Genomic DNA, 18598 nt, shown 5'->3' on the forward strand with positions numbered 1-18598 from the left:
CCAAGGCGGCTGCCCTTCGCGGCAAGACGTGATCACAATCGCCCAACCCAGCTGCCGCCGCACGCCATGTCAATCATCCTCGTACGCCACGGCGAAACGCCGCTCAACGTCGCCCGCACCCTGCAGCCGGCCGACACGCCGCTGAGCCCCACCGGCCTGTTGCAGGCGCAGGCGGTGGCGCAGCGCCTGGCCGACCTGAAGGTCGCGGCCATCCTGAGCAGCGACCTGCCCCGCGCCCTGCAAACCGCACAGGCCATCGCGGCCAGCACCGGTGCGCCGATCACGCCCACGCCGCTGCTGCACGAGCGCAACTTCGGTGATCTGCGCGGACAGCCCTACGACAGCCTGCCCTACAACCCGCTGGCAATGACCGAAGCGCCGCCGGGGGGTGAATCGGTGGCCACCTTCGAGGCCCGCGTGGCCCAGGCCTTCGCGCAGATCCTGGCGATGCGCAATGGCCTGCCGGGCAACCTGGCCGTCGTGACACATGGCCTCGTGATCCGCGCGCTGCTCGCGCGTCATCTGCAATTGGCGGCCGATGCCAGACCGCTGCGCGTGGGCAACACCTCGGTGACGATCTGCGGCGCGCAGCCGCCCCATGCGCTGGAGCTGGTGGATTGCACGCGCCATCTCGACGGCACGATCGCGCACGACGCCAAGAGCCTGTCGGGCGGCTGAGCCGCCGGCACGCTTCGTTCAGGCGCGCTCGGCCAGTGGCGCGTCGATCACGAGATCGCTCTCGGCGCGCGCCACGCAGGGCAGCACCCAGCCATCTGCCTTTTCTTCGCGGCTGAGGCCGGGCCATTCGATCGTGTAACTCACCTTGCCCTGCAGCAGCCTGCACATGCAGGTGCGGCAGGTGCCATTGCGGCACGAGGTGCGCAGCGGCGATAAGCGTCGCATCGGGCCCAGCCTCGAAAGCCCAGCCCTGCGGGCTGAGGTTGACGCGATGGCTCACGGCCGCTCAGTCAGAACGCTCGCTCAAGCGCTCTAGCAGGGCCATCGCCGCCGCGGGGTTGCGTTCCTTCGCGCCACTGATGAAGTACACGAACACCTCGCGCGGCGCTGCCGGGCGCGGCGGCTCGACGCGCGGCAGGGCGTCGGGCTCACCGCCCTCGGCCCAGCGCCGCGCGCAAGTTGCAATCGCATCCAGCACCTGCGGCTCGAAGCCCAGCGGCAGCGCGCTTTGCGAGCGCATGGTGCGCAGGTAGACGAAGTCGCCCGTCACGTCGGCGAACGAGGGGTAGTCGTCGGAGTCGGTGAACACGGTGCCCACGCGATGGAGGCGGGCGAGCGCCAGGTACTCGGGCGTCTTGAAGCTGTCGTGCCGCACGTCCATCACGTGGCGCAGCGGCAAGCCGCCCACACCGCTCGGGAGCAGCTTCAAGAAGGCACCGAAGTCATCTGGATCGAAGCGCTTCGTGGGTGCGAATTGCCACACCACGGGCCCGAGCTTGTCGCCGAGTTCGGCCAGGCCGCTGCCGATGAAACGCTCGACCGACTCGCCCGCCTCGGCCAGCACCCGGCGGTTGGTCGCGAAGCGGTTGGCCTTGAGCGAGAACACAAAGCCGTCCGGCGTTTCCGCCTGCCACTTGGCAAAGGTGGCCGGCTTCATGGTGCTGTAGTAGGTGCCGTTGACCTCGATCGCGCTCAGCTTGCTGGCCGCGTACTCGAGCTCACGCGCCTGAGACCAGCCCTTGGGATAGAAGTTGTCGCGCCAGGGTTCGAAGGTCCAGCCGCCGATGCCCACGCGAACGCGCGCCGAAGCGCTCATCGCAGCAGACCCCAGGCGAGCGCTGACAACCCCGCAACCACCAGCACGCCGCAAACGACGAGCAGCATGCGGGTGCGCACGCGCAGGATGTCGACCGCATCGACCAGCCGCACGTTTTGCTCGGCCAACGTCTCGATGAGCTTGGCCGAGGCCTGCTGCTGCGCCTGCAATTGCGCGAGGCTCGATTCGAGCCGGGCGATCCGCTCCTGCGTACCCAGTGGCTCGGCGCTGTCGGGCTCGGCTTCGGCAGGCTGACTGCGCGCGAACATCTTGCGCGCGCCCTTGACCACATTGGGCGCAGCGTCGATCACGTCACCCCAGGGAATGACTTTCAGGGCGGACAACCAGGAAACGGTCATGTTGCGAGCCGGGCGGCATGAGGCCGCCGGGGCGGTGAGAAGTGTCGCACCGCCCCGGCCCAGCCCGGAAATCAGGCCGGGGATACCCGACCGTCTTTCAGGCGCACCCGGTCACCCACGCGCAACCCGGCCAGGCTGTCCTGCTGGACGGTGCGCGTGTCACCGTTCTCCAGCCGCACCTGAACGCGGTAGCCCACGATCTGCTCGCGGCGATCGCGTTCGATCTTGTTGCCCAGCACCGCGCCACCGATGGCACCGGCCGCAGTGGCGAGCTTCTTACCGTTGCCGTCGCCGATCTGGTGGCCGGCCACACCGCCGATCACGCCACCCGCCACGGCCCCCAGGCCCGTGCCCTTGGGGCGCTCGGTCAGGGTTTCGATCTCGCTCACGTAGCCCACATCCGCCCGCGCCACTGGCTTGGGTGCCGGGCGCCGGGCCTCTGTCTGCGTGGCCGGAACCGGGGTGCCGGCCGGGCTTGCCACGGGTTCGCCGTTCTGCGGACCGCAGGCGGTCAGAAGGGTGAGGGCCGCCGTGCAGGCAAGCGCCGCCGAGGCCATCGAGTACGTCATCAAGTTGTAAGAAGGGTTCTTCAAAGTGGACTCCTGCTCCTGTAGGGGCAGGCGAATCTTCCGGTGCGCGGAGGTTGTGTGTCTGTCCGCTGCACCCGCGAGTGCGCGTAGGACCGATCGCACGACACATGCACGCTGTAGGCAAATGACTACAGGCTTTCGCTGCCTCGCCTGATGGCGAATGCGCGAGGCGATCGGGACCATTCGCACCATGCACCCGGCAAGCGTGTGCAGTGAGTCAAAGGCAAGGATCAAGGAGCACGCCATGGCGAGCAATGACGATTGGGTTGAAGACGTTCGGCGCTGGTACTTCGGCGGCAACGCCCCCGCAGCCGACCGCGAGTTGGACGGTGAGCCCGGGGCCGAGGCCCACGAACTCGGCTACGAAGCCGCCCACCCCGCGCTGCAGGCCCGCCATTGGCCTGACGCGCCGAGGCCCAAGAACTCGCCATGAGTGAGATGCACGCCGAGAGCAAGCCTCACGCTTGGCCCTCGGCTGGCTGGGCGGGCGAATGGGCTCAGCGGGTTCACCCACTGCGTGCCGAGATTCAGCGCCTCTGGGCCGCGCTGCCCGAGTGGGCCCGATCCCCGGCCACGATCGCCAGCGCGGCGGCCGTGATCGCGATCTGCCTGCTGGTGGCGCTGGCGATGGTGGTTCACGGCGTGGTCGAGCGCGGCGTCGAACTCAACCAGGCCTGGGTCGCCGAGCAGAACCGGTCTTCCGCCGTGGCGACGCGCATCACCTCGCGCGTTTCAGCCGGCATCTCAGCGGGCACCGGCTTAGCGCCGCAGGTGGCCAGCGCGCGCCCCTGACGGCGGCGCGCGCCACTCTCATTCGTACGCCGTCACCAGGTGTCGATGGGGTGCCCGCCCCGCTCGCGTACCTTTGACGAGGCCAACCCGCGCGCCAGCCAGTGGCGGGTGTCGGCGGGGTCGATCACCGCATCGATTTCCAGCATGGCGGCCATGTGGATCGCCTTGCCGCGCTCGTACTGCGCAGCCACCAGCTTGTCGAACAGGGAATCGCGCTCCGGCCCTTCGGGCACAGCCGCCAGTTCCTTGCGGTAACCCAGGCGCACCGCGCCCTCGAGCCCCATGCCACCGAACTCCCCCGTGGGCCATGCGGCGGTGAACGTGGGCGCGTGGAAGCCACCGGCCGCCATCGCCATCGCCCCCAGCCCGTAGCCCTTGCGCAGCACCAGCGCGAGGAACGGCACGCGCAGGTGCGCCGCGGTCACGAACATGCGGCTCACGTGCCGCACCTGCGCCTGCTCTTCGATCTCGGGACCGACCATGAAGCCGGGCGTGTCGATCAGCGAGACGATGGGCAGGCCATGCGTGTTGCACAACTGCATGAAGCGCGCCGCCTTGTCGGCCGCATCGGCATCGATCGCCCCGCCCAGGTGCGCCGGGTTGTTGGCCATCAAGCCGATCGGGCGGCCCTCGATGCGCGCGAGCGCGGTGAGGATGCCGTGGCCGAAGCCGGCGCGCAGCTCCAGCAGCGTGCCGGTGTCGGCCACGCCGCGCATGACGTTGCGCACGTCGTACACGCGCACGCGGTTCTCGGGCAGGGCGTCGCGCAGCAGCGCCGGGTCGGCCGCGTTCCATTGCGAAAGCGCACCCTGAAAGTAGCCGAGGTACTGGCGCGCCGCGATCACCGCCTGCGCTTCGTCGTCGACCAGCACGTCGATCACGCCGTTGCCGTGCTGCACCGCACTCGGGCCGATCTGCTCCGGCGTGTAGACGCCCAGACCCCCGCCTTCGACCATCGCCGGCCCGCCCATGCCGATGTTGCTGTTGCGGGTGGCGATGATCACGTCGCTGCAGCCCAGCAAGGCCGCATTGCCGGCAAAGCAGCGGCCCGCCGCGATGCCCACCACCGGCACCAGGCCGCTCAGGCGCGCGTAACTCGCGAAGGTGTGCAGGTTGAGGCCTGCCACGTGCATCGAATCGGTGTCGCCCGGGCGGCCGCCGCCGCCTTCGGCGAACAGCACCACCGGCAGGCGCTGCTCCAGCGCGACGCCCAGCATGCGGTCGGTCTTCTCGTGGTTGCGCATGCCCTGCGTGCCGGCGAGCACGGTGGCGTCGTAAGACATCACCACGCAGCGTGATTTCTCTTCGCCGAACTGCCCGCCGTTCACACTGCCGATGCCGGTGACCAGACCATCGGCCGGCGTGTTCTTGATCAGGTCCTCGAGCTCGCGGCGGCGCGTCTGCGCGGCAAAGGCCAGCGCGCCGTACTCGATGAAGCTGCCGTCGTCGCACAGGTCGGCGATGTTCTCGCGCGCACTGCGCATGCCCAGCGCGTGGCGCTTGGCCATGGCCTCGGGGCGGTTCGCATCGAGCGTGAAGGCATGGCGCGCGATCACCTCCTGCAGGTCGGCGCGCAGCGCAGGCGGCGCGTCGGCAGGTGTGGGGGAGTGATGCTGAGCCACCGACACCCCGGCGGCCACGGCCACCGCAGGGCCGAGCGTGAGCAGCACCTCGTCTTCGGTCACCGCGTCGCCTTCTCGCACCGAGACGCCGAGCACCTGGCCGGCAGCCTCGGCACGCAGTTCGTGCTCCATCTTCATGGCTTCGAGCACCAGCAGCAGGTCGCCCGCCTGCACGGCCTGGCCGGCGCTCACCGCGAGTTGGACCACCGTGGCCGCCATGGGTGCGCGGATCGCGTCTTGTCGTGTCATGACCTCGTCTCCTTGTCGGCGCAATGTAGCGGCCGTGACCCCGCGCGGCTGTCGCGCGGTGGACGCACAATGTGCCCATGACCTCGACGCCGACCAAACCCACGCTGCTCAACGCCCAGTCGTTCACCGATGCCGCCGCGGCACTGGCGCACGCCACGACCATCTACAACAGCGGCATCGCCCACCTGCGCGAAAGCCTGCAACGCTTCGTGGCCGGCGAAGAGCTCGGCCAGCACGTGCGCGCCTGCTACCCCTTCCTGCGTGTGCACACCGACACCGTGGCCCGCGCCGATTCGCGCCTGGCCTACGGCTTCGTGGCCGGCCCCGGCACCTACGAGACCACGCTCACGCGGCCGGATCTCTTTGCCGACTACTACCTGGAGCAGTTCACGCTGCTGCTGCGTAACCACGGCGTCTCGCTCGAAGTGGGCCTGTCGACGCAACCGATCCCGGTGCACTTCTCGCTCGCCGAGCACGACCACCTCGAAGGCAGCATGCCGCCCACGCGCCGCCTGCTGCTGCGCGACCAGTTCGATCTGCCCGACCTCGGCGCCATGGACGACGGCATCGCCAACGGCACGCACGAGCCGCCGATCGGCCCCGACGGCCAACCGCGCCACCCGCTGTCGCTCTTCACCGGCCCGCGCGTCGACTACTCGCTGCACCGCCTGCGCCACTACACCGGCACGGCGCCCGAGCACTTCCAGAACTTCGTGCTGTTCACGAACTACCAGTTCTACATCGACGAGTTCATCCAGCTCGGCCACGAGATGATGGCCGACCCCGACAGCGGCTACAGCGCCTTCGTGCAGCCCGGCAACGTGGTGCTGCGCCGCTCGGGCCTGGGCCCGCAGCCCAACGACGAACTCGGCGTGGCGCCTCCGCGCCTGCCGCAGATGCCGGCCTATCACCTGGTGCGCGAAGACCGCGCCGGCATCACCATGGTCAATATCGGCGTCGGCCCGGCCAATGCCAAGACCATCACCGACCACATCGCCGTGCTGCGCCCGCACGCCTGGATCATGCTCGGCCACTGCGCCGGCCTGCGCAACACGCAGGCGCTCGGCGACTACGTGCTGGCGCACGGTTATGTGCGCGAGGACCACGTGCTCGACGAAGAGCTGCCGCTGTGGGTGCCGATCCCGCCGCTGGCCGAGATCCAGGTCGCGCTCGAATCGGCCGTGGCCGAGATCACGCAGCTGAACGGCTACGAGCTCAAGCGCGTGATGCGCACCGGCACCGTCGCCAGCACCGACAACCGCAACTGGGAGCTGCTCCCGTTTCGCCACCAGACCACCACGCCGGAGCGGCGCTTCTCGCAGTCGCGCGCCATCGCGCTCGACATGGAAAGCGCCACCATCGCCGCCAATGGCTTTCGCTTCCGCGTGCCCTACGGCACCTTGCTGTGCGTGAGCGACAAGCCGCTGCATGGCGAGATCAAGCTGCCCGGCATGGCCAATCACTTCTACCGCGAGCGCGTCGACCAGCACCTGCGCATCGGCATCCGCGCCATGGAGCTGCTACGCGAGCAGGGGGTGGATCAGCTGCACAGCCGCAAGCTGCGCAGCTTTGCCGAGGTGGCGTTCCAGTAGCGGGCCGACCGCTCAGCGCTTGCCGGTCTCGGCAGCGCTGTGAATGATCCAGATCAGGTTGCCGTCGCCACCGGCCGGGTTCCAGCCGCTGCCGCCCGCGAAGACCAGGCGGCCCTGGCCTTTGTAGACGAGTTCGAAGCGGTAGCGGTCGGAGCCGAAGTTGAACGGAATCCAGGCCTTGCCGGTCATGTAGCTGCCCTGGTCGCTGGGCGCGCCGAGGATGTCAGTCGCCTGCTTCATGGTCATGCCGATCTGCAACCGGGTGAACTTGCTGTTGGGCGCCGGCTTGCCGGTGATCTCGCCTTCCCATTCGCCCACCTTGACCTTCTGCCCGTAGCCGGATTCGACCAGCTTGGGGTCGACGACCTGGCCCTGCGCGTTCATGCCGGGGCCGATCTTGTTGCCGGCCGGTGCAGCGGGGGCGGCGGCGGGCTTGCTGCTGGTGCTGGCCGCTGCGGGAGCCGGGGCGGGTGATGCGGCAGTGTCGGACGAGGTGGCGCCCTTCTGGGCGCAGCCGGCAGCCAGAAGGGTGGTGAGCACGGCCGAAAGGGTGTGCACACGCAGATGACGACGGCAGGTCACGGAAGTCATGTCAGGGTCTCTCTGAGCTTGGTGGTTGAACAGATGTGTCAAGAGTGAGCGCCGGCCGACGGATGCTGCGCGCAGCAGGCCGGCCGGGTGCCGTGGCGCACGCTGCCGACCGCCCTCGCCTCCCCGCCGACAGAGCGCGGCCCGGAGCATCTCACAAGCCCACACGCGCGCGGGCACGCGCCGGCCCCCCCGAGGTGCGGCCTCGTCCGTAAGGGGGAGGTGCCGCGCATCCTCAGAGCCCGGCGACGCAAGGGGGCTGAACTAGAATCAGCGCCGCTTGTCCGCGGCACTTCCGGTGGGCCGATTCGGGCCGCCAGACCAGCCATCCACCTCAATTCGTCAGGTGCACCCACCACCCCCGGGCGCACCGAGCCCACTGCCCACGTCGCCTGCCTTCCATGAGCGTTGCTCCGCAGCAATCACCGGCCAGCCCTGCTGCGTTGAGTTTCAGCCGCATTGACCTCGCCAGCGGTGTCGCCGCACCGGCGCATCTGCTCGGCGGCCGCTGGGTGGGCCATGCACCCGACGCAGTCCACGCCCCGCTGCTCGCGCCCGGCGGCGCCTGGCTCGACGGCTGGTTCGGTGGCAGCGACGTGATCTCTCAGCAGCACGGCTGCGTGCGCTACGCCACCGATGGCCGCTGGCTGTACGGCCGCGCCGTCATCGACGAGCGCGAATCCGGCATCCAGGCCGCCACCAAGCGCGCCTATTCCGACCTCTTTGCCGTGCTCGCGGATTCGCCCGCCCACCACCTGCTGCGGCTGTGGAACTACTTTTCCGACATCAACCTCGCATCGCAGGGCAGCGAGCGCTACCGGCAGTTCAACGCCGGCCGGCAAGAGGCCTTCATTGATGCGCAACGCAGCGCCTTCGACGGTTCGCCTGCGGCCTGCGCACTGGGCATGCACGGCGGCAGCCTGCAGGTGAGCTTTCTGGCCGGGGCCGCCGCGCCGATGGCGATCGAGAACCCGCGCCAGGTGAGCGCCTACCGCTACCCTGATCGCTACGGCCCGCGCGCGCCCACCTTCTCGCGCGCGGCCGTCGCCGACGCCGGAGACGGCCGCGGACTGCTGTTCATCTCGGGTACGGCAAGCATCGTGGGACATCAGAGCCTGCACCCTGGCGATGTGCGCCGCCAGACCGAAGAGAGCCTGGCCAACATGACCGTCGTGCGCCAGGAGGCCGAAGACCGGTCGGGGCGCCGCTTCGCGGTGACCGACATGCATCACACCGTCTACGTGCGGAACCCGGCCGACCTGCCGGTGGTGCGCGAGGTGTTCGAGCGCATCGTCGGGCACGACAGCCCGGCCGCGCGCCACGCGCTGTATCTGCACGCCGATGTGTGCCGCGCAGAGCTGCTGGTCGAGATCGAAGCCCACGGCTACAGCACCGACGTGCGGGGCTCCGCGTGAACCGCCTGCGCGCGGCCTTCGCCGGCATCGTGCTGATGGCAAGCGCTGCGGCGTGGTCGCAGACGCGCGTCGATGCCGAACCGACGGCGAGCGCTACGGCGAACTCCAGCGGCTCGCAGAGCCAGGCCGACACATCGGTGACCGAATCACCCGATGACACCGGCACCCGGCATGTCGAGCGCCCCCTGTGGGAGCTGGGCCTCGGCCTCTCGGGCATCCGATTGCCCGACTACCGCGGCTCGGACGAAAGCCAGAACTACCTGCTGCCCTTCCCCTACGTCGTCTACCGCGGCAGCTGGCTTCGCTCGGATCGCGACGGCACGCGCGCCAACTTGTTCGACTCGCGCGACGTGCGCGTCGACCTCAGCTTCGGCGCCACGGCCCCCACCAAGAGCAACAAGAACAAGGCGCGCGAAGGCATGCCCAACCTTCCGGCCACCGCCGAGGTGGGGCCGAACCTCAACGTCACGCTGGGCCGTGGCAGCGACGGCTTCTGGAAGCTCGACCTGCGCATGCCCGTGCGCGCGGCGATGTCGCTCGAAAGCTCGCCGCGCTATGTGGGCGCCACGTTCACGCCCAACCTCAACCTCGACCTGCGTGAAGAAGGCGACCGCTGGAACCTCGGCTTCCTGACGGGCCCGCTGTTCGCGGACCGCAAGTACCACGAGCAGTTCTACAACGTCGATGCCCCCTACGTGACGGCCCAGCGCGCGGCCTACCAGGCGCACGGCGGCTACGCTGGCTGGCAGCTGATCGCGTCCGGGTCGCGACGTTTCGGCATCACCTGGCTGGGCATGTTCATGCGCTACGAGAACCTGCATGGCGCCGTCTACGAAGACAGCCCGCTGGTGAAACAGAACACCTCGTACAGCGTGGGCTTCGCGGTCACGTGGGTGATGCGCACATCATCCGAAACCGTCACGCGCCCGGAATGAGCTCGCTCAAGCAGGTTCTCGTGGGCGTGGCGTTCTACGGCGCGCTGCTGCACCTGGGCGCGATGTCGCTCAGCTGGAACCTGGTGTGTTTCGCGCTCTACCCCTTCCTCTCGCGCGAGAAGGGCATCGAGATCGGCCGGGCGGCCATCTCCTGGTGCTATCGCAGCTTCTGGGCAGGGCTCGTGCGTACCGGGGTGATGAAGCTCGACTACGGCACCCTCGATGCACTCAACAACGACGCCGGCCTGATCATTGCCGCCAACCACCCGAGCGCACTCGATGCGCTGCTGGTGATCGCCAAGATCCCGCGCGGCGTGTGCATCATGCGTGCGAGCCTGATGCGCAACCCGTTCCTCGGCGCCGGCGCACGCCTGGCGCGCTACATCCGCAACGACCCGCCTTGGGGCATGGCACGCGGCGCGGTTCGCGCACTGCGCCAGGGTGGCCAGCTGGTGATGTTCCCCGAAGGCACGCGCACGGTGACGCCGCCGGTCAACAAGTTTCAGCCCGGCATGACGCTCATCGCGCACGTGGCGCGGGTGCCGATCCAGACCGTGATCATCGAAACCGAGTCACCCTACCTCAGCAAGGGCTGGCCGATCTGGCGGCCGCCGCATTTCCCGATGGTGTTCCGCGTGCGCCTGGGCGAGCGCTTCGCGCCCGAGGCCGATCACCAGGGCTTGCTCCGGCGCATCGAAGACTACTTCCGCACCGAGCTGGCACGATGAACGCGAGGCCCGCATCGATGCTGCCGTCCACCACGCACTTGCTGCTAATCCCGAGCTACAACACCGGCCCCAAGGTGTACGACACGGTGCGCGCCGCTCGCGCTCAGTGGTCGCCGGTGTGGGTCGTCACCGATGGCAGCACCGATGGCACGCCCGAAGGCCTGCGCCAGATGGCCGCAACCGACCCGGGCCTGCACGTGATCGAACTGCCCACCAACGCGGGCAAGGGCGCGGCCGTGCTGCAGGGCCTGGTGGCAGCGCGCACGGCGGGCTTCACGCACGCCTTGACCATGGATTCCGACGGCCAGCACCCGGCCAATCTGATCCAAGGGTTCATGCAGGCCTCTGCCCAGCGCCCCGAGACCATGGTGCTCGGCCGCCCGGTGTTCGATGCATCGGCGCCGCTGCTGCGCGTGCGCGGGCGGCGCGTCTCCAACTGGTGGACCAACCTCGAAACGCTAGGCGCCGGCATCGACGACTCGCTCTACGGCTTTCGCGTGTACCCGATCACGGCGTTGATCGCCGTGATGCAGCGCCAGCCCTGGATGCGCCGCTTCGACTTCGACACCGAGGCCGTCGTGCGCCTGGCGTGGCGCGGCATCAAGCCCGTCAACCTGCCCGCACCGGTCAAGTACCTCTCGCCCGAGGAAGGTGGCGTGTCGCACTTCCGCTATGGGCGCGACAACGCGTTGCTCACCTGGATGCACACCCGGCTGATGATCGAGTTCGTGCTGCGGCTGCCCGTGCTGCTGGTGCGCAAGGCCCTGCGCCGCCCTCCTTTCCAGGCCTGACACCCGTGACGCACGCCACCCGCTGGACCACCGAGCTGGGCATGCGCTGGAAGCGCCTCGCGCTCATCAAGACAGTCGGCATCACTGCCTTCACCTGGCTCTTCTTCGTCGCGTACTTCCACATCCTGCGCTACCCCGCCTTCCCGGCCACCGCGATGCCGCTGACGGCACTGGACCACTGGATCCCGCTTCAGCCGCCGTTCCTGATCGCGTACTTCTCGCTGTGGCTGTACATCGGCATCGCGCCGGCGGTGCAATGGGGATTCGACGAACTGCTTTCATACGGCGCATGGGTCACCTCGATGTGCCTCGTCGGGCTCGCGATCTTCTACTTCTGGCCCACCATCGTGCCGGCCCGCGCTGCCGATGCGACCGATTTCCCCGGCTTCGCAATGCTGCACGGCGTGGACGCGCCGGGCAACGCCTGCCCGTCGATGCATGTGGCCGCGGCCATCTTCTCGGCGATCTGGATCGAGCACCTGCTGAGCAACATGCGCGCGCCACGGGCGATTCGCGCACTCAATGTGTTGTGGTTCGTTGCAATTGCCTACTCGACCCTCGCGGTCAAGCAGCACGTGGTGCTGGACGCCATCGCCGGAGCCGCGCTGGGCCTGGTTTTCGGCGCGCTTTCCCTGCGGTTTCGCCCGGGGCGTGGCTAGGGGGCTGCGGCTATCATTGACGGGCGCTGAGGGCGCCAAGACATGCGGCGCAATCCAGGGGCCGCAACGACACGACAAGGGACACGCAGCATGAGTTCGCTCAAGGAACTTCAGGACCTGATTCAAGAGAAGTACGGCATTGCACCCGCCGATCTGGACCCGAATGCGTCCATGCGCGACAAGGGCCTCGATTCACTCGCGCTGGTCGAATTCCTGTTCGCCGTCGAAGACCACTTTCACATCAGCATGCCGGACACCGACGCCAACGTCGACACGCTCGCCCAGTTGGCGGCCGTGGTCGATCGCGTGCTGGCCGCGTCGGCTACCAAGACCGCCGTGTGAGCGCTGCTGCCGTTGCCCCTGCCCCAGTCGCCATCACCGGGCTGGGCCTCGTTTCGTCACACGGCAGCACCCCCGACGACGTGTTTGCTGCGCTGATGCGTGGCGAATCCGCCATTCATCAGGTCTTCCCCGATCTCGCCAAACCTGCGGCGGCAGCCACCGTGGCCTTCGACGAGACGCGCTGGTTCAGCAAGCTGCAACTTGCGGGCGTCGATCGCGTGAGCCAGTTCGCCGTGGCGGCGGCCGACCTCGCCGTCGCCGATGCGGGCACGCTCGGTGATGCCGACCCCGAGCGCATCGGCATCTTCGCCGGGTGCGGCATGGGCGGCGCCACCTCCATCGAAGCCGCTTACCGCAGCACCAACGGCCGCGTACCGCCGCTCACGATCCCTGCGTTCATGCCCAACGCACCGGCCGCGCACATCGCCATGCGCCAGCGCGTGCTGGGCCCGGTGCTCACGTACTCGGTGGCCTGTGCGTCGTCGGCGGTGGCGATTGCCGAAGCGGCCAAGGCCGTGCAGAGCGGCGAGGTCGACGTGGCCATCGCCGGCGGCAGCGAGGCGCTGATCGTCCCCGGCGTGATGCTCGCCTGGCAGGCCATGCACACGCTCGCGAGCTTCCAGGCAGGCGAGGCCGCGCAGGCGGTGCGGCCCTTTGCGCGCGAGCGCAGCGGCTTTGCACTCGGCGAGGGCGCGGCCTTTCTGGTGATCGAATCTGCCGAGCGGGCGAAGCGCCGCGGGGCACGCATCCACGCCCTGCTCAGCGGTTGGGGCATCAGCACCGACGCCACCCACCTCACCAAGCCCGACGCGCCCGGCCAGGCCCGCGCCCTGCGCGCCGCGCTGCGCCGCGCCGGCCTGCAGCCGCGCGACGTGGGCTATTGCAACGCGCACGGCACCGCCACTCCGGTCGGCGACCCGATCGAGCGCGATGCGCTGGCCAGCGTGTGGGGCGACGAAATCACGCAACTGCAGGTGAGCTCCACCAAGGCGCTGCACGGGCACCTGCTGGGTGCCGCGGGTGCACTCGAAGCGGTGATCACGGTGCTCGCCTTGCGCGAACGCCGGCTGCCGCCAAACGCCCACTGCAACGAGGTCGATCCGGCCTGTCAGTTGAATCTGGTGCCGGCGGGCGGGGCCGAGGCGCCGCAGCTCCAGGCTGCCATCAGCAACTCGTTCGCCTTCGGTGGCACCAACGCCGTGCTGCTCTTCCAGCGGGCTTGACCCACGCGTTCGCGCGCCCTGCTGTCACCCCGACAAGCGCGGGGTGGGCACTCAGGCCATGCCGCCGTTGATCGAGATCACCTGCCCGGTGATGTAGGCCGCCTCGTCGGACGCGAGAAACGCCACCAGCGCCGCCACTTCGTCGGCCCGCCCTGCGCGCTTGGCCGGCACCATGCGCTCGATCATGTCCTTGTCGAACGTGCCCTCGGCCATGCCCGATTCGATAATGCCCGGGGCGACCGCATTCACCGTCACGCCGCGGCTGGCCAGCTCCAGCGACAGCGCCTTGGTGGCGCTGTTGAGCGCGCCCTTGGCCGCGGCGTAATTCACCTGCCCGCGGTTGCCGGTGATCGCCGCCACCGACGAGATGTTGATGACGCGCCCCCAGCGCGTGCGCAGCATCGGCATCGTGAGCGGCTGCGTCACGTTGAAGAAGCCATTGAGCGACACGTCGATCACCCCTTGCCACTGCGCCTCTTGCAGCGCCGGGAAGGCCGCGTCGGCATGCGTGCCGGCGTTGTTGACGATCACCTGCACGGGGCCCTGCACGAGCAATTGCGCGCAGGCCGCCTGCGCGGCCGCTCGGTCCGCCACATTGAAGGCCACGGCCTCGCCGCTGCCGCCGGCGGCCTCGATCTCGGCCACCACCTGCTGCGCCACCGCGAGGCGGCTATTGGCGTGCACGATGACATGCAGCCCCTCGCGCGCAAGGCGCAGTGCGATGGCACGACCCAGTCCGCCGCTGCCGCCGGTGACAAGTGCGCGCTTCATGACAGCGCTGTGCCCGACGCATCCGCCGGCTGGGTTGAAACTTGGACAGTCGCGGTGGCGTTCATGCAGGCAAGGGTGTGTTGAGCACCACGGCAGCCCGGCCTTCGGCCACCGGCCGGCCGTCGTGGCTCACGTGGAAGGCGTAGAGGATCTGGCGTGCGTCGCCACTCTGGCGCGTGGCCTGAACCAGCAACTCGCCGCGCAGTTCATCGAGGCGCAGCACATGAAACTGCACACCGCGTGCGCTCGCCAGAAAACCCGGCGATGCGGCCGTGCCGGCCTCCTGGCCGATGAGCGCGCCGTGCAGCGCCATGGCCTGGGCGGCGTACTCGATGGCGATCGGCGACAACAGGCCACTCGCGGTGCGCAAAGGGTGGTCGGCGTCGCACTGGTTGGTGGCGATGCAGGCGATGCGGTGGGCGTCCCAGGATTGCAGGCGATCGAGCAGGCACATGCGGCCCGCATGCGGGATCAGCCGGGCGATCCCCTCGTGCCCCAGCATCTCCTGTGCGCTCATGCCGGCGACACGGCAATGTGCAACGACAGCGCCGGCAGGTAGTCGATCACCACCTCGGCCTGCGGCACACCGCGCGCGATTGCGATCAGCAGTGGCAGCACTGCGGCGGCCGGGATCGCGCGCAGCGCGGCGAGCTCACCCGTGGCGAGGCCCCGCGACCCCGCACCGGGCTGGGCGCCCAGGCGCAGCGTCAGCTCGCACAAGGAAGCCTCGTTGCGCTGCGCCGCCAGCACCAGCGCCGCGCCGAAGTGATCGGGCAGCGGCCGCGTCGCGTTCAGCGGCTCGGGATAGGGCGAATCGCTCGCCACCAGCAGCAAGGGCTGGGCGTTCGCCTGAACGCTGACCGCAGCCTCCAGCAGGCCGGCACCCAGGCTGCCGTCGAACGCGCACAGGCTGGTCGACGACGCGCGGCTACCCACCGCGATGTGCCAAGCGCCGGATGCCGCGTTGTGGACCGAATTGGTGAAGCGCGTGGGCGACACCACCGGCGCCGGCTCGGCGAGCGCCTCGCACAAGGCGTGGCAGTTCGCGCACTCACCGCTCGACGAGGTGAACACCGTGGCCAGCGTGGACGGGTCGATCTGCGCCTGCGCGACCGCTTCGTCGGCCACCGCCATCGCGAGCTTCACGGCTGCCCCCGCGCGGCGGCGTTCAGCCGGCGGCAAGCGCGCCGGCAAGGGCAGCGCCGTGGGTGCCGCTGCGTACACCTGCGATCCCCTCAGCACCGGTTGCGATGCCGCCCAGCCGCTCAGGCCCGGCCCGAGCAGGCCGATGCCCTGCACCCACACGCGCAGGCCGCACGCGGAACCACCGTCCACGGCGCTCATGCCTCACCCCCGAACACCAGGCTGGCGTTGGAGCCGCCAAAGCCGAACGAGTTGGACAGCACGCGCCGCACGGGCGCCAGCCGATTGGCCTGCAGGTAGTTCATGGTCAGTGTGGGGTCGCGCTCTTCGACGTTGAGCCCAGCGGGCATCAGGCCGTTCTGCAAGGCCAGCAGCGAGATCACCGCCTCGACACCGCCGGCGGCGCCCAGCGTGTGGCCGGTGGCGCCCTTGGTGGAGCTGCTCGGCGTGGCGGTGCCGAAAACGGCGCTCACCGCCTTGTCTTCGGCCGCGTCGTTGCTCGGCGTGGCGGTGCCGTGCAGGTTGATGTAGTCGATGTCGCCCGGCTGCAGCCCGGCTTCGGCCAGTGCGCCGCGCATGGCCGCGATCGCGCCCGCGCCTTCGGGGTGGGGCGAACTCATGTGATAGCCGTCGTTGCTCTCGCCGACACCCAGCAGCCAGCCCTGCACGGCCGCAGCCGCCTCACGCTCGAGCACCGCAAACGCTGCGGCCTCGCCGATCGAGAGCCCCTTGCGCTGCGCACCCCAGGGGCGGCAGATCTCGTTGGACAGCAGCTCCAGCGAGTTGAAGCCGTAGAGCGTGGTCAGGCACAGGCTGTCGACACCCCCCACCACCGCGGCATCGATCAGGCCCGCGTCGATCAGGCGGGCCGCATTGCCGAACACCTTGGCACTCGACGAACACGCGGTCGACACCACCCAGCTCGGCCCCTGCAGGCCCAAAGCCCGGGTGGCGAACGCGGCCACCGAGTAGGTGTTCTGCGTGGGCCCGTACAGAAAACTGGCAGGCAAGGCGCCATTCGGCTGGCGCTCGCGGTAGGCCAGTTCGGTCTGCAGCAGCCCCGAGGTGCTGGTGCCGAGGAACACGCCGACACGGTCGGCGCCCCAGCGCGCGCGCGCCTGCGCCACGGCATCGAGAAAGCCGTCCTGCTGCAGGCCGAGCCAGGCCAGGCGGTTGTTGCGGCAATCGAACTCGGCCAGCGCCGAGGGCAGCACCGTGGCATCGACACCCTCGACCTCGCCCACCCAGGTGGGCAGCGGCAGGCTCATGAATCGAACCGGCGCCAGGCCGCTGCGCTCGGCGTGCAAGGCATCGAGATGGGCGGCGCGCCCGGCGCCCAGCGCCGTCGTCAGGGTGGCGGCCGTGATGGCAAGTGGCTTCATGGTCTGAGGCGTACGGTGGCCACGAGCAGCACGTTCGCGAACGGCGTGCCCTGGCTCATGGGTTGGCTGCGTACGTCGAAACCGAGCTGGTCGAGGTAGTCGACCCATTCGGTCAGCGTGCGGCAAAACCGCGGAGGCACGCGATGGCCGCGCACCCAGGTGACGACGGCGTCGACCCATTGGCTGATCTGGAAGTGCGGCTGCCTGGCGGCATCTCCCACGCGCAGCAGCAGGCGGCCGCCGGCGGGCAACGCGCGACGCACGCGCGCCAGCACCTCGTTCTGCTCGGCGATGGTGATGTAGTGCAGCACGTCGAGGATGACCACCGTGTCGGAATCGGGGAACGGCGTGTGGCGCATGTCGCCACAGACGAACTCGGCCTCGGGGCCCAGCGACTCCTTCGCGCGTTGCACGTCACGCGGCATGAGCTCGATGCCGGTGACGCGCGCCAGCGCCGGCGCAGCGGCCCACTGGCTGGGCCAGCGGCCCTCCTGCGCGAATGAGTTGCAGCTATGCAGCAGGCTCGCCAGGAGCCCCTGGCCGCAGCCGATGTCGAGCACGCGCGCACGCGGCGCGATCAGCCCCTGGCTCAGCAGGTGGTGGAACACCGGGTCGAAGCCGAGCTTGCCGCGCGCGAAACGCCACGCAAAGCCACCGGCCTTGCGGTAGGGCTCGCTCGCCGCAGCGATGAGGTCGGCCCAGTGCTGCTGGGGCGTGCGGGTGAGCGTGGTCATGCGGCGGTCACTCCGGGCTGCATGGCCTGCGGCAGCGTGACGGCGCGCAGCCCCGCCGCGGCGATCTGCTGCAGAAGGCGCGGCAGCACCTCGACCGACACCGGCTGCCCACTCGCCGCGCGGGCCGCGCCGCGGTCGTGCAGCAACAGGATGTCGCCTGCCGCAAGCCCGCGCGTGAGGCGCGTCAGCACGTAGGCCGGGTCGGGCCGCACCGTGTCGTAGCCACGGCGCGTCCAGCTCACGAGTTGCAGCCCGCGCTCGTGCAGCACCGGTGCGAGAAACATATTGCGAAAACCGGCCGGCGCGCGGAAGAACACGGGCCGCACGCCGGTCACTTGGGCCAGCGCGTCTTGTGCCGCATCGATCTCGCGCGCAAAGGCGCGTGGGGTCGAGAAGGCGAAGGTGTGCGAGTGCCGGTGGGTGTGGTTCTGCACGCTGTGGCCGCGCGCGACGATCTCGCGGCACAAGGCGGGATGGCGCTGCGCCTGCGTGGCAATGCAAAAGAACGTGGCGCGCGCCGCGTGGGCATCGAGCAGGTCCAGCACGCGAGGGGTCACGTTCGGGTCGGGCCCGTCGTCGATGGTCAGCGACACCTCGCGTCTTGCCGCCGAGGCCTCGGGCAGGCGGCGCATGTTGCTGCCCAGCCAGGTCGAGCGCGGCCACAGCCCGGCGCCGGTGACGAGCGCGTGGTTCGCCGCCAGCGCACCGACCGACCAGGGCCACAGCACGGGGTCGATCAGCACGGCGGCTCCCGCGCCCAGGTGGCAGGCCAGACTGCCCTTCACCAGCACCGGCATGCGCCAGGGCGCGGTGCGGGTCAGGGTCGATGCGGCGGGGGTCGTCGAGGGCATGCGTGCAGCGGCGAAAGGAGCGGAGATTTTTGCACACCACCCCCCTGGAGAAACCGCA

21 protein-coding genes and 2 pseudogenes are annotated in these 18598 nt (G+C 69.6%); 11 read left to right on the top strand and 12 right to left on the bottom strand.

From position 1 onward, the window contains the following. The first annotated feature begins 66 nt into the window (after positions 1-66). Positions 67-678 carry a histidine phosphatase family protein gene (locus tag AC1KAR_RS07320; protein WP_480316007.1) on the top strand — a complete coding sequence of 204 codons (612 nt, stop codon included), beginning with the start codon at positions 67-69 and terminating at the stop codon, positions 676-678. 18 nt (positions 679-696) lie between these two features. On the opposite strand, the pseudogene AC1KAR_RS07325 reads toward AC1KAR_RS07320, so the two are convergent. The 4 genes and pseudogenes from AC1KAR_RS07325 to AC1KAR_RS07340 all read right to left on the bottom strand — a co-directional run. After that, positions 697-885 (bottom strand): annotated as a pseudogene (locus AC1KAR_RS07325) (2Fe-2S iron-sulfur cluster-binding protein); the annotation flags it as partial. A gap of 79 nt (positions 886-964) precedes the next feature. After that, positions 965-1774: a DUF72 domain-containing protein gene (locus AC1KAR_RS07330; RefSeq protein WP_480316009.1), complete on the bottom strand. Its 810-nt coding sequence runs from the start codon at positions 1772-1774 to the stop codon at positions 965-967. Continuing rightward, entirely contained in the window at positions 1771-2133 is a 363-nt protein-coding gene (locus tag AC1KAR_RS07335) for a hypothetical protein (protein WP_480316011.1), read from the bottom strand. Before AC1KAR_RS07335 ends, AC1KAR_RS07330 begins: the two co-directional genes overlap by 4 nt. Positions 2134-2204: 71 nt before the next feature. Beyond that, positions 2205-2726, bottom strand: a complete 522-nt coding sequence (locus tag AC1KAR_RS07340; RefSeq protein ID WP_480316012.1) for a glycine zipper 2TM domain-containing protein — start codon at positions 2724-2726, stop codon at positions 2205-2207. Between the two features lie 241 nt (positions 2727-2967). On the opposite strand from AC1KAR_RS07340, the gene AC1KAR_RS07345 reads away from it, so the two are divergent. Continuing rightward, positions 2968-3156 carry a hypothetical protein gene (locus tag AC1KAR_RS07345; RefSeq protein ID WP_480316014.1) on the top strand — a complete coding sequence of 63 codons (189 nt, stop codon included), beginning with the start codon at positions 2968-2970 and terminating at the stop codon, positions 3154-3156. Beyond that, positions 3153-3515, top strand: coding sequence for a hypothetical protein (locus AC1KAR_RS07350; RefSeq protein ID WP_480316016.1), 363 nt, complete (start codon positions 3153-3155; stop codon positions 3513-3515). The genes AC1KAR_RS07345 and AC1KAR_RS07350 overlap by 4 nt, the downstream gene beginning before the upstream one ends. A gap of 32 nt (positions 3516-3547) precedes the next feature. On the opposite strand, the pseudogene AC1KAR_RS07355 reads toward AC1KAR_RS07350, so the two are convergent. Continuing rightward, positions 3548-5377 (bottom strand): annotated as a pseudogene (locus AC1KAR_RS07355) (carboxyl transferase domain-containing protein); the annotation flags it as partial. Positions 5378-5463: 86 nt separating this feature from the next. On the opposite strand from AC1KAR_RS07355, the gene AC1KAR_RS07360 reads away from it, so the two are divergent. Then, positions 5464-6978 carry an AMP nucleosidase gene (locus tag AC1KAR_RS07360; protein ID WP_480316018.1) on the top strand — a complete coding sequence of 505 codons (1515 nt, stop codon included), beginning with the start codon at positions 5464-5466 and terminating at the stop codon, positions 6976-6978. Positions 6979-6990: 12 nt separating this feature from the next. Here AC1KAR_RS07360 and AC1KAR_RS07365 read toward each other — a convergent pair whose 3' ends face one another. Then, positions 6991-7569: a hypothetical protein gene (locus AC1KAR_RS07365; protein WP_480316020.1), complete on the bottom strand. Its 579-nt coding sequence runs from the start codon at positions 7567-7569 to the stop codon at positions 6991-6993. Between the two features lie 398 nt (positions 7570-7967). On the opposite strand from AC1KAR_RS07365, the gene AC1KAR_RS07370 reads away from it, so the two are divergent. The 7 genes from AC1KAR_RS07370 to AC1KAR_RS07400 all read left to right on the top strand — a co-directional run bounded on the left by AC1KAR_RS07370 (position 7968) and on the right by AC1KAR_RS07400 (position 13659). Next, entirely contained in the window at positions 7968-8981 is a 1014-nt protein-coding gene (locus AC1KAR_RS07370) for a chorismate transformation FkbO/Hyg5 family protein (RefSeq protein ID WP_480316022.1), read from the top strand. After that, complete coding sequence (locus tag AC1KAR_RS07375) at positions 8978-9916, top strand: MipA/OmpV family protein (protein ID WP_480316024.1); 939 nt, start codon at positions 8978-8980, stop codon at positions 9914-9916. The genes AC1KAR_RS07370 and AC1KAR_RS07375 overlap by 4 nt, the downstream gene beginning before the upstream one ends. After that, a complete protein-coding gene (locus AC1KAR_RS07380) occupies positions 9913-10644 on the top strand; it encodes a lysophospholipid acyltransferase family protein (RefSeq protein WP_480316026.1) in 732 nt (243 codons plus the stop codon). Before AC1KAR_RS07375 ends, AC1KAR_RS07380 begins: the two co-directional genes overlap by 4 nt. A 17-nt stretch (positions 10645-10661) precedes the next feature. Beyond that, entirely contained in the window at positions 10662-11435 is a 774-nt protein-coding gene (locus tag AC1KAR_RS07385) for a glycosyltransferase family 2 protein (RefSeq protein WP_480316028.1), read from the top strand. A gap of 5 nt (positions 11436-11440) precedes the next feature. Continuing rightward, positions 11441-12094, top strand: a complete 654-nt coding sequence (locus tag AC1KAR_RS07390; protein WP_480316030.1) for a phosphatase PAP2 family protein — start codon at positions 11441-11443, stop codon at positions 12092-12094. Positions 12095-12184: 90 nt separating this feature from the next. Continuing rightward, a complete protein-coding gene (locus AC1KAR_RS07395) occupies positions 12185-12436 on the top strand; it encodes an acyl carrier protein (RefSeq protein WP_480316031.1) in 252 nt (83 codons plus the stop codon). Next, the gene (locus tag AC1KAR_RS07400) at positions 12433-13659 is read left to right on the top strand and encodes a beta-ketoacyl-[acyl-carrier-protein] synthase family protein (protein WP_480316033.1); all 1227 of its coding nucleotides are present in this window, start codon (positions 12433-12435) and stop codon (positions 13657-13659) included. Before AC1KAR_RS07395 ends, AC1KAR_RS07400 begins: the two co-directional genes overlap by 4 nt. A gap of 51 nt (positions 13660-13710) precedes the next feature. Here AC1KAR_RS07400 and fabG read toward each other — a convergent pair whose 3' ends face one another. From fabG to AC1KAR_RS07430, 6 genes are all read right to left on the bottom strand, one after another. Continuing rightward, positions 13711-14430 carry a 3-oxoacyl-ACP reductase FabG gene (gene fabG, locus AC1KAR_RS07405; protein ID WP_480316035.1) on the bottom strand — a complete coding sequence of 240 codons (720 nt, stop codon included), beginning with the start codon at positions 14428-14430 and terminating at the stop codon, positions 13711-13713. Between the two features lie 61 nt (positions 14431-14491). Then, a complete protein-coding gene (locus AC1KAR_RS07410) occupies positions 14492-14947 on the bottom strand; it encodes a hotdog family protein (RefSeq protein ID WP_480316037.1) in 456 nt (151 codons plus the stop codon). Next, positions 14944-15774: a beta-ketoacyl synthase chain length factor gene (locus tag AC1KAR_RS07415; RefSeq protein ID WP_480316039.1), complete on the bottom strand. Its 831-nt coding sequence runs from the start codon at positions 15772-15774 to the stop codon at positions 14944-14946. Before AC1KAR_RS07415 ends, AC1KAR_RS07410 begins: the two co-directional genes overlap by 4 nt. Beyond that, positions 15771-16955 (bottom strand): beta-ketoacyl-[acyl-carrier-protein] synthase family protein, encoded by a 1185-nt coding sequence (locus tag AC1KAR_RS07420; protein WP_480316041.1) that lies wholly within the window; start codon positions 16953-16955, stop codon positions 15771-15773. The genes AC1KAR_RS07415 and AC1KAR_RS07420 overlap by 4 nt, the downstream gene beginning before the upstream one ends. After that, positions 16952-17689, bottom strand: a complete 738-nt coding sequence (locus AC1KAR_RS07425; RefSeq protein WP_480316043.1) for a class I SAM-dependent methyltransferase — start codon at positions 17687-17689, stop codon at positions 16952-16954. The genes AC1KAR_RS07420 and AC1KAR_RS07425 overlap by 4 nt, the downstream gene beginning before the upstream one ends. Further along, positions 17686-18540: a polysaccharide deacetylase family protein gene (locus AC1KAR_RS07430; protein ID WP_480316045.1), complete on the bottom strand. Its 855-nt coding sequence runs from the start codon at positions 18538-18540 to the stop codon at positions 17686-17688. The genes AC1KAR_RS07425 and AC1KAR_RS07430 overlap by 4 nt, the downstream gene beginning before the upstream one ends. Positions 18541-18598 lie beyond the last annotated feature (58 nt).

The organism is Piscinibacter sp. PDB1-1 (assembly GCF_056675995.1).

Coding starts and splice junctions, on each gene's coding strand:
- AC1KAR_RS07320 (WP_480316007.1), top strand. CDS start 67: ATGTCAATCATCCTCGTACGCCACGGCGAAACGCCGCTCAACGTCGCC.
- AC1KAR_RS07330 (WP_480316009.1), bottom strand. CDS start 1,774: ATGAGCGCTTCGGCGCGCGTTCGCGTGGGCATCGGCGGCTGGACCTTC.
- AC1KAR_RS07335 (WP_480316011.1), bottom strand. CDS start 2,133: ATGACCGTTTCCTGGTTGTCCGCCCTGAAAGTCATTCCCTGGGGTGAC.
- AC1KAR_RS07345 (WP_480316014.1), top strand. CDS start 2,968: ATGGCGAGCAATGACGATTGGGTTGAAGACGTTCGGCGCTGGTACTTC.
- AC1KAR_RS07350 (WP_480316016.1), top strand. CDS start 3,153: ATGAGTGAGATGCACGCCGAGAGCAAGCCTCACGCTTGGCCCTCGGCT.
- AC1KAR_RS07360 (WP_480316018.1), top strand. CDS start 5,464: ATGACCTCGACGCCGACCAAACCCACGCTGCTCAACGCCCAGTCGTTC.
- AC1KAR_RS07365 (WP_480316020.1), bottom strand. CDS start 7,569: ATGACTTCCGTGACCTGCCGTCGTCATCTGCGTGTGCACACCCTTTCG.
- AC1KAR_RS07370 (WP_480316022.1), top strand. CDS start 7,968: ATGAGCGTTGCTCCGCAGCAATCACCGGCCAGCCCTGCTGCGTTGAGT.
- AC1KAR_RS07380 (WP_480316026.1), top strand. CDS start 9,913: ATGAGCTCGCTCAAGCAGGTTCTCGTGGGCGTGGCGTTCTACGGCGCG.
- AC1KAR_RS07385 (WP_480316028.1), top strand. CDS start 10,662: ATGCTGCCGTCCACCACGCACTTGCTGCTAATCCCGAGCTACAACACC.
- AC1KAR_RS07395 (WP_480316031.1), top strand. CDS start 12,185: ATGAGTTCGCTCAAGGAACTTCAGGACCTGATTCAAGAGAAGTACGGC.
- fabG (WP_480316035.1), bottom strand. CDS start 14,430: ATGAAGCGCGCACTTGTCACCGGCGGCAGCGGCGGACTGGGTCGTGCC.
- AC1KAR_RS07410 (WP_480316037.1), bottom strand. CDS start 14,947: ATGAGCGCACAGGAGATGCTGGGGCACGAGGGGATCGCCCGGCTGATC.
- AC1KAR_RS07415 (WP_480316039.1), bottom strand. CDS start 15,774: ATGAGCGCCGTGGACGGTGGTTCCGCGTGCGGCCTGCGCGTGTGGGTG.
- AC1KAR_RS07420 (WP_480316041.1), bottom strand. CDS start 16,955: ATGAAGCCACTTGCCATCACGGCCGCCACCCTGACGACGGCGCTGGGC.
- AC1KAR_RS07425 (WP_480316043.1), bottom strand. CDS start 17,689: ATGACCACGCTCACCCGCACGCCCCAGCAGCACTGGGCCGACCTCATC.
- AC1KAR_RS07430 (WP_480316045.1), bottom strand. CDS start 18,540: ATGCCCTCGACGACCCCCGCCGCATCGACCCTGACCCGCACCGCGCCC.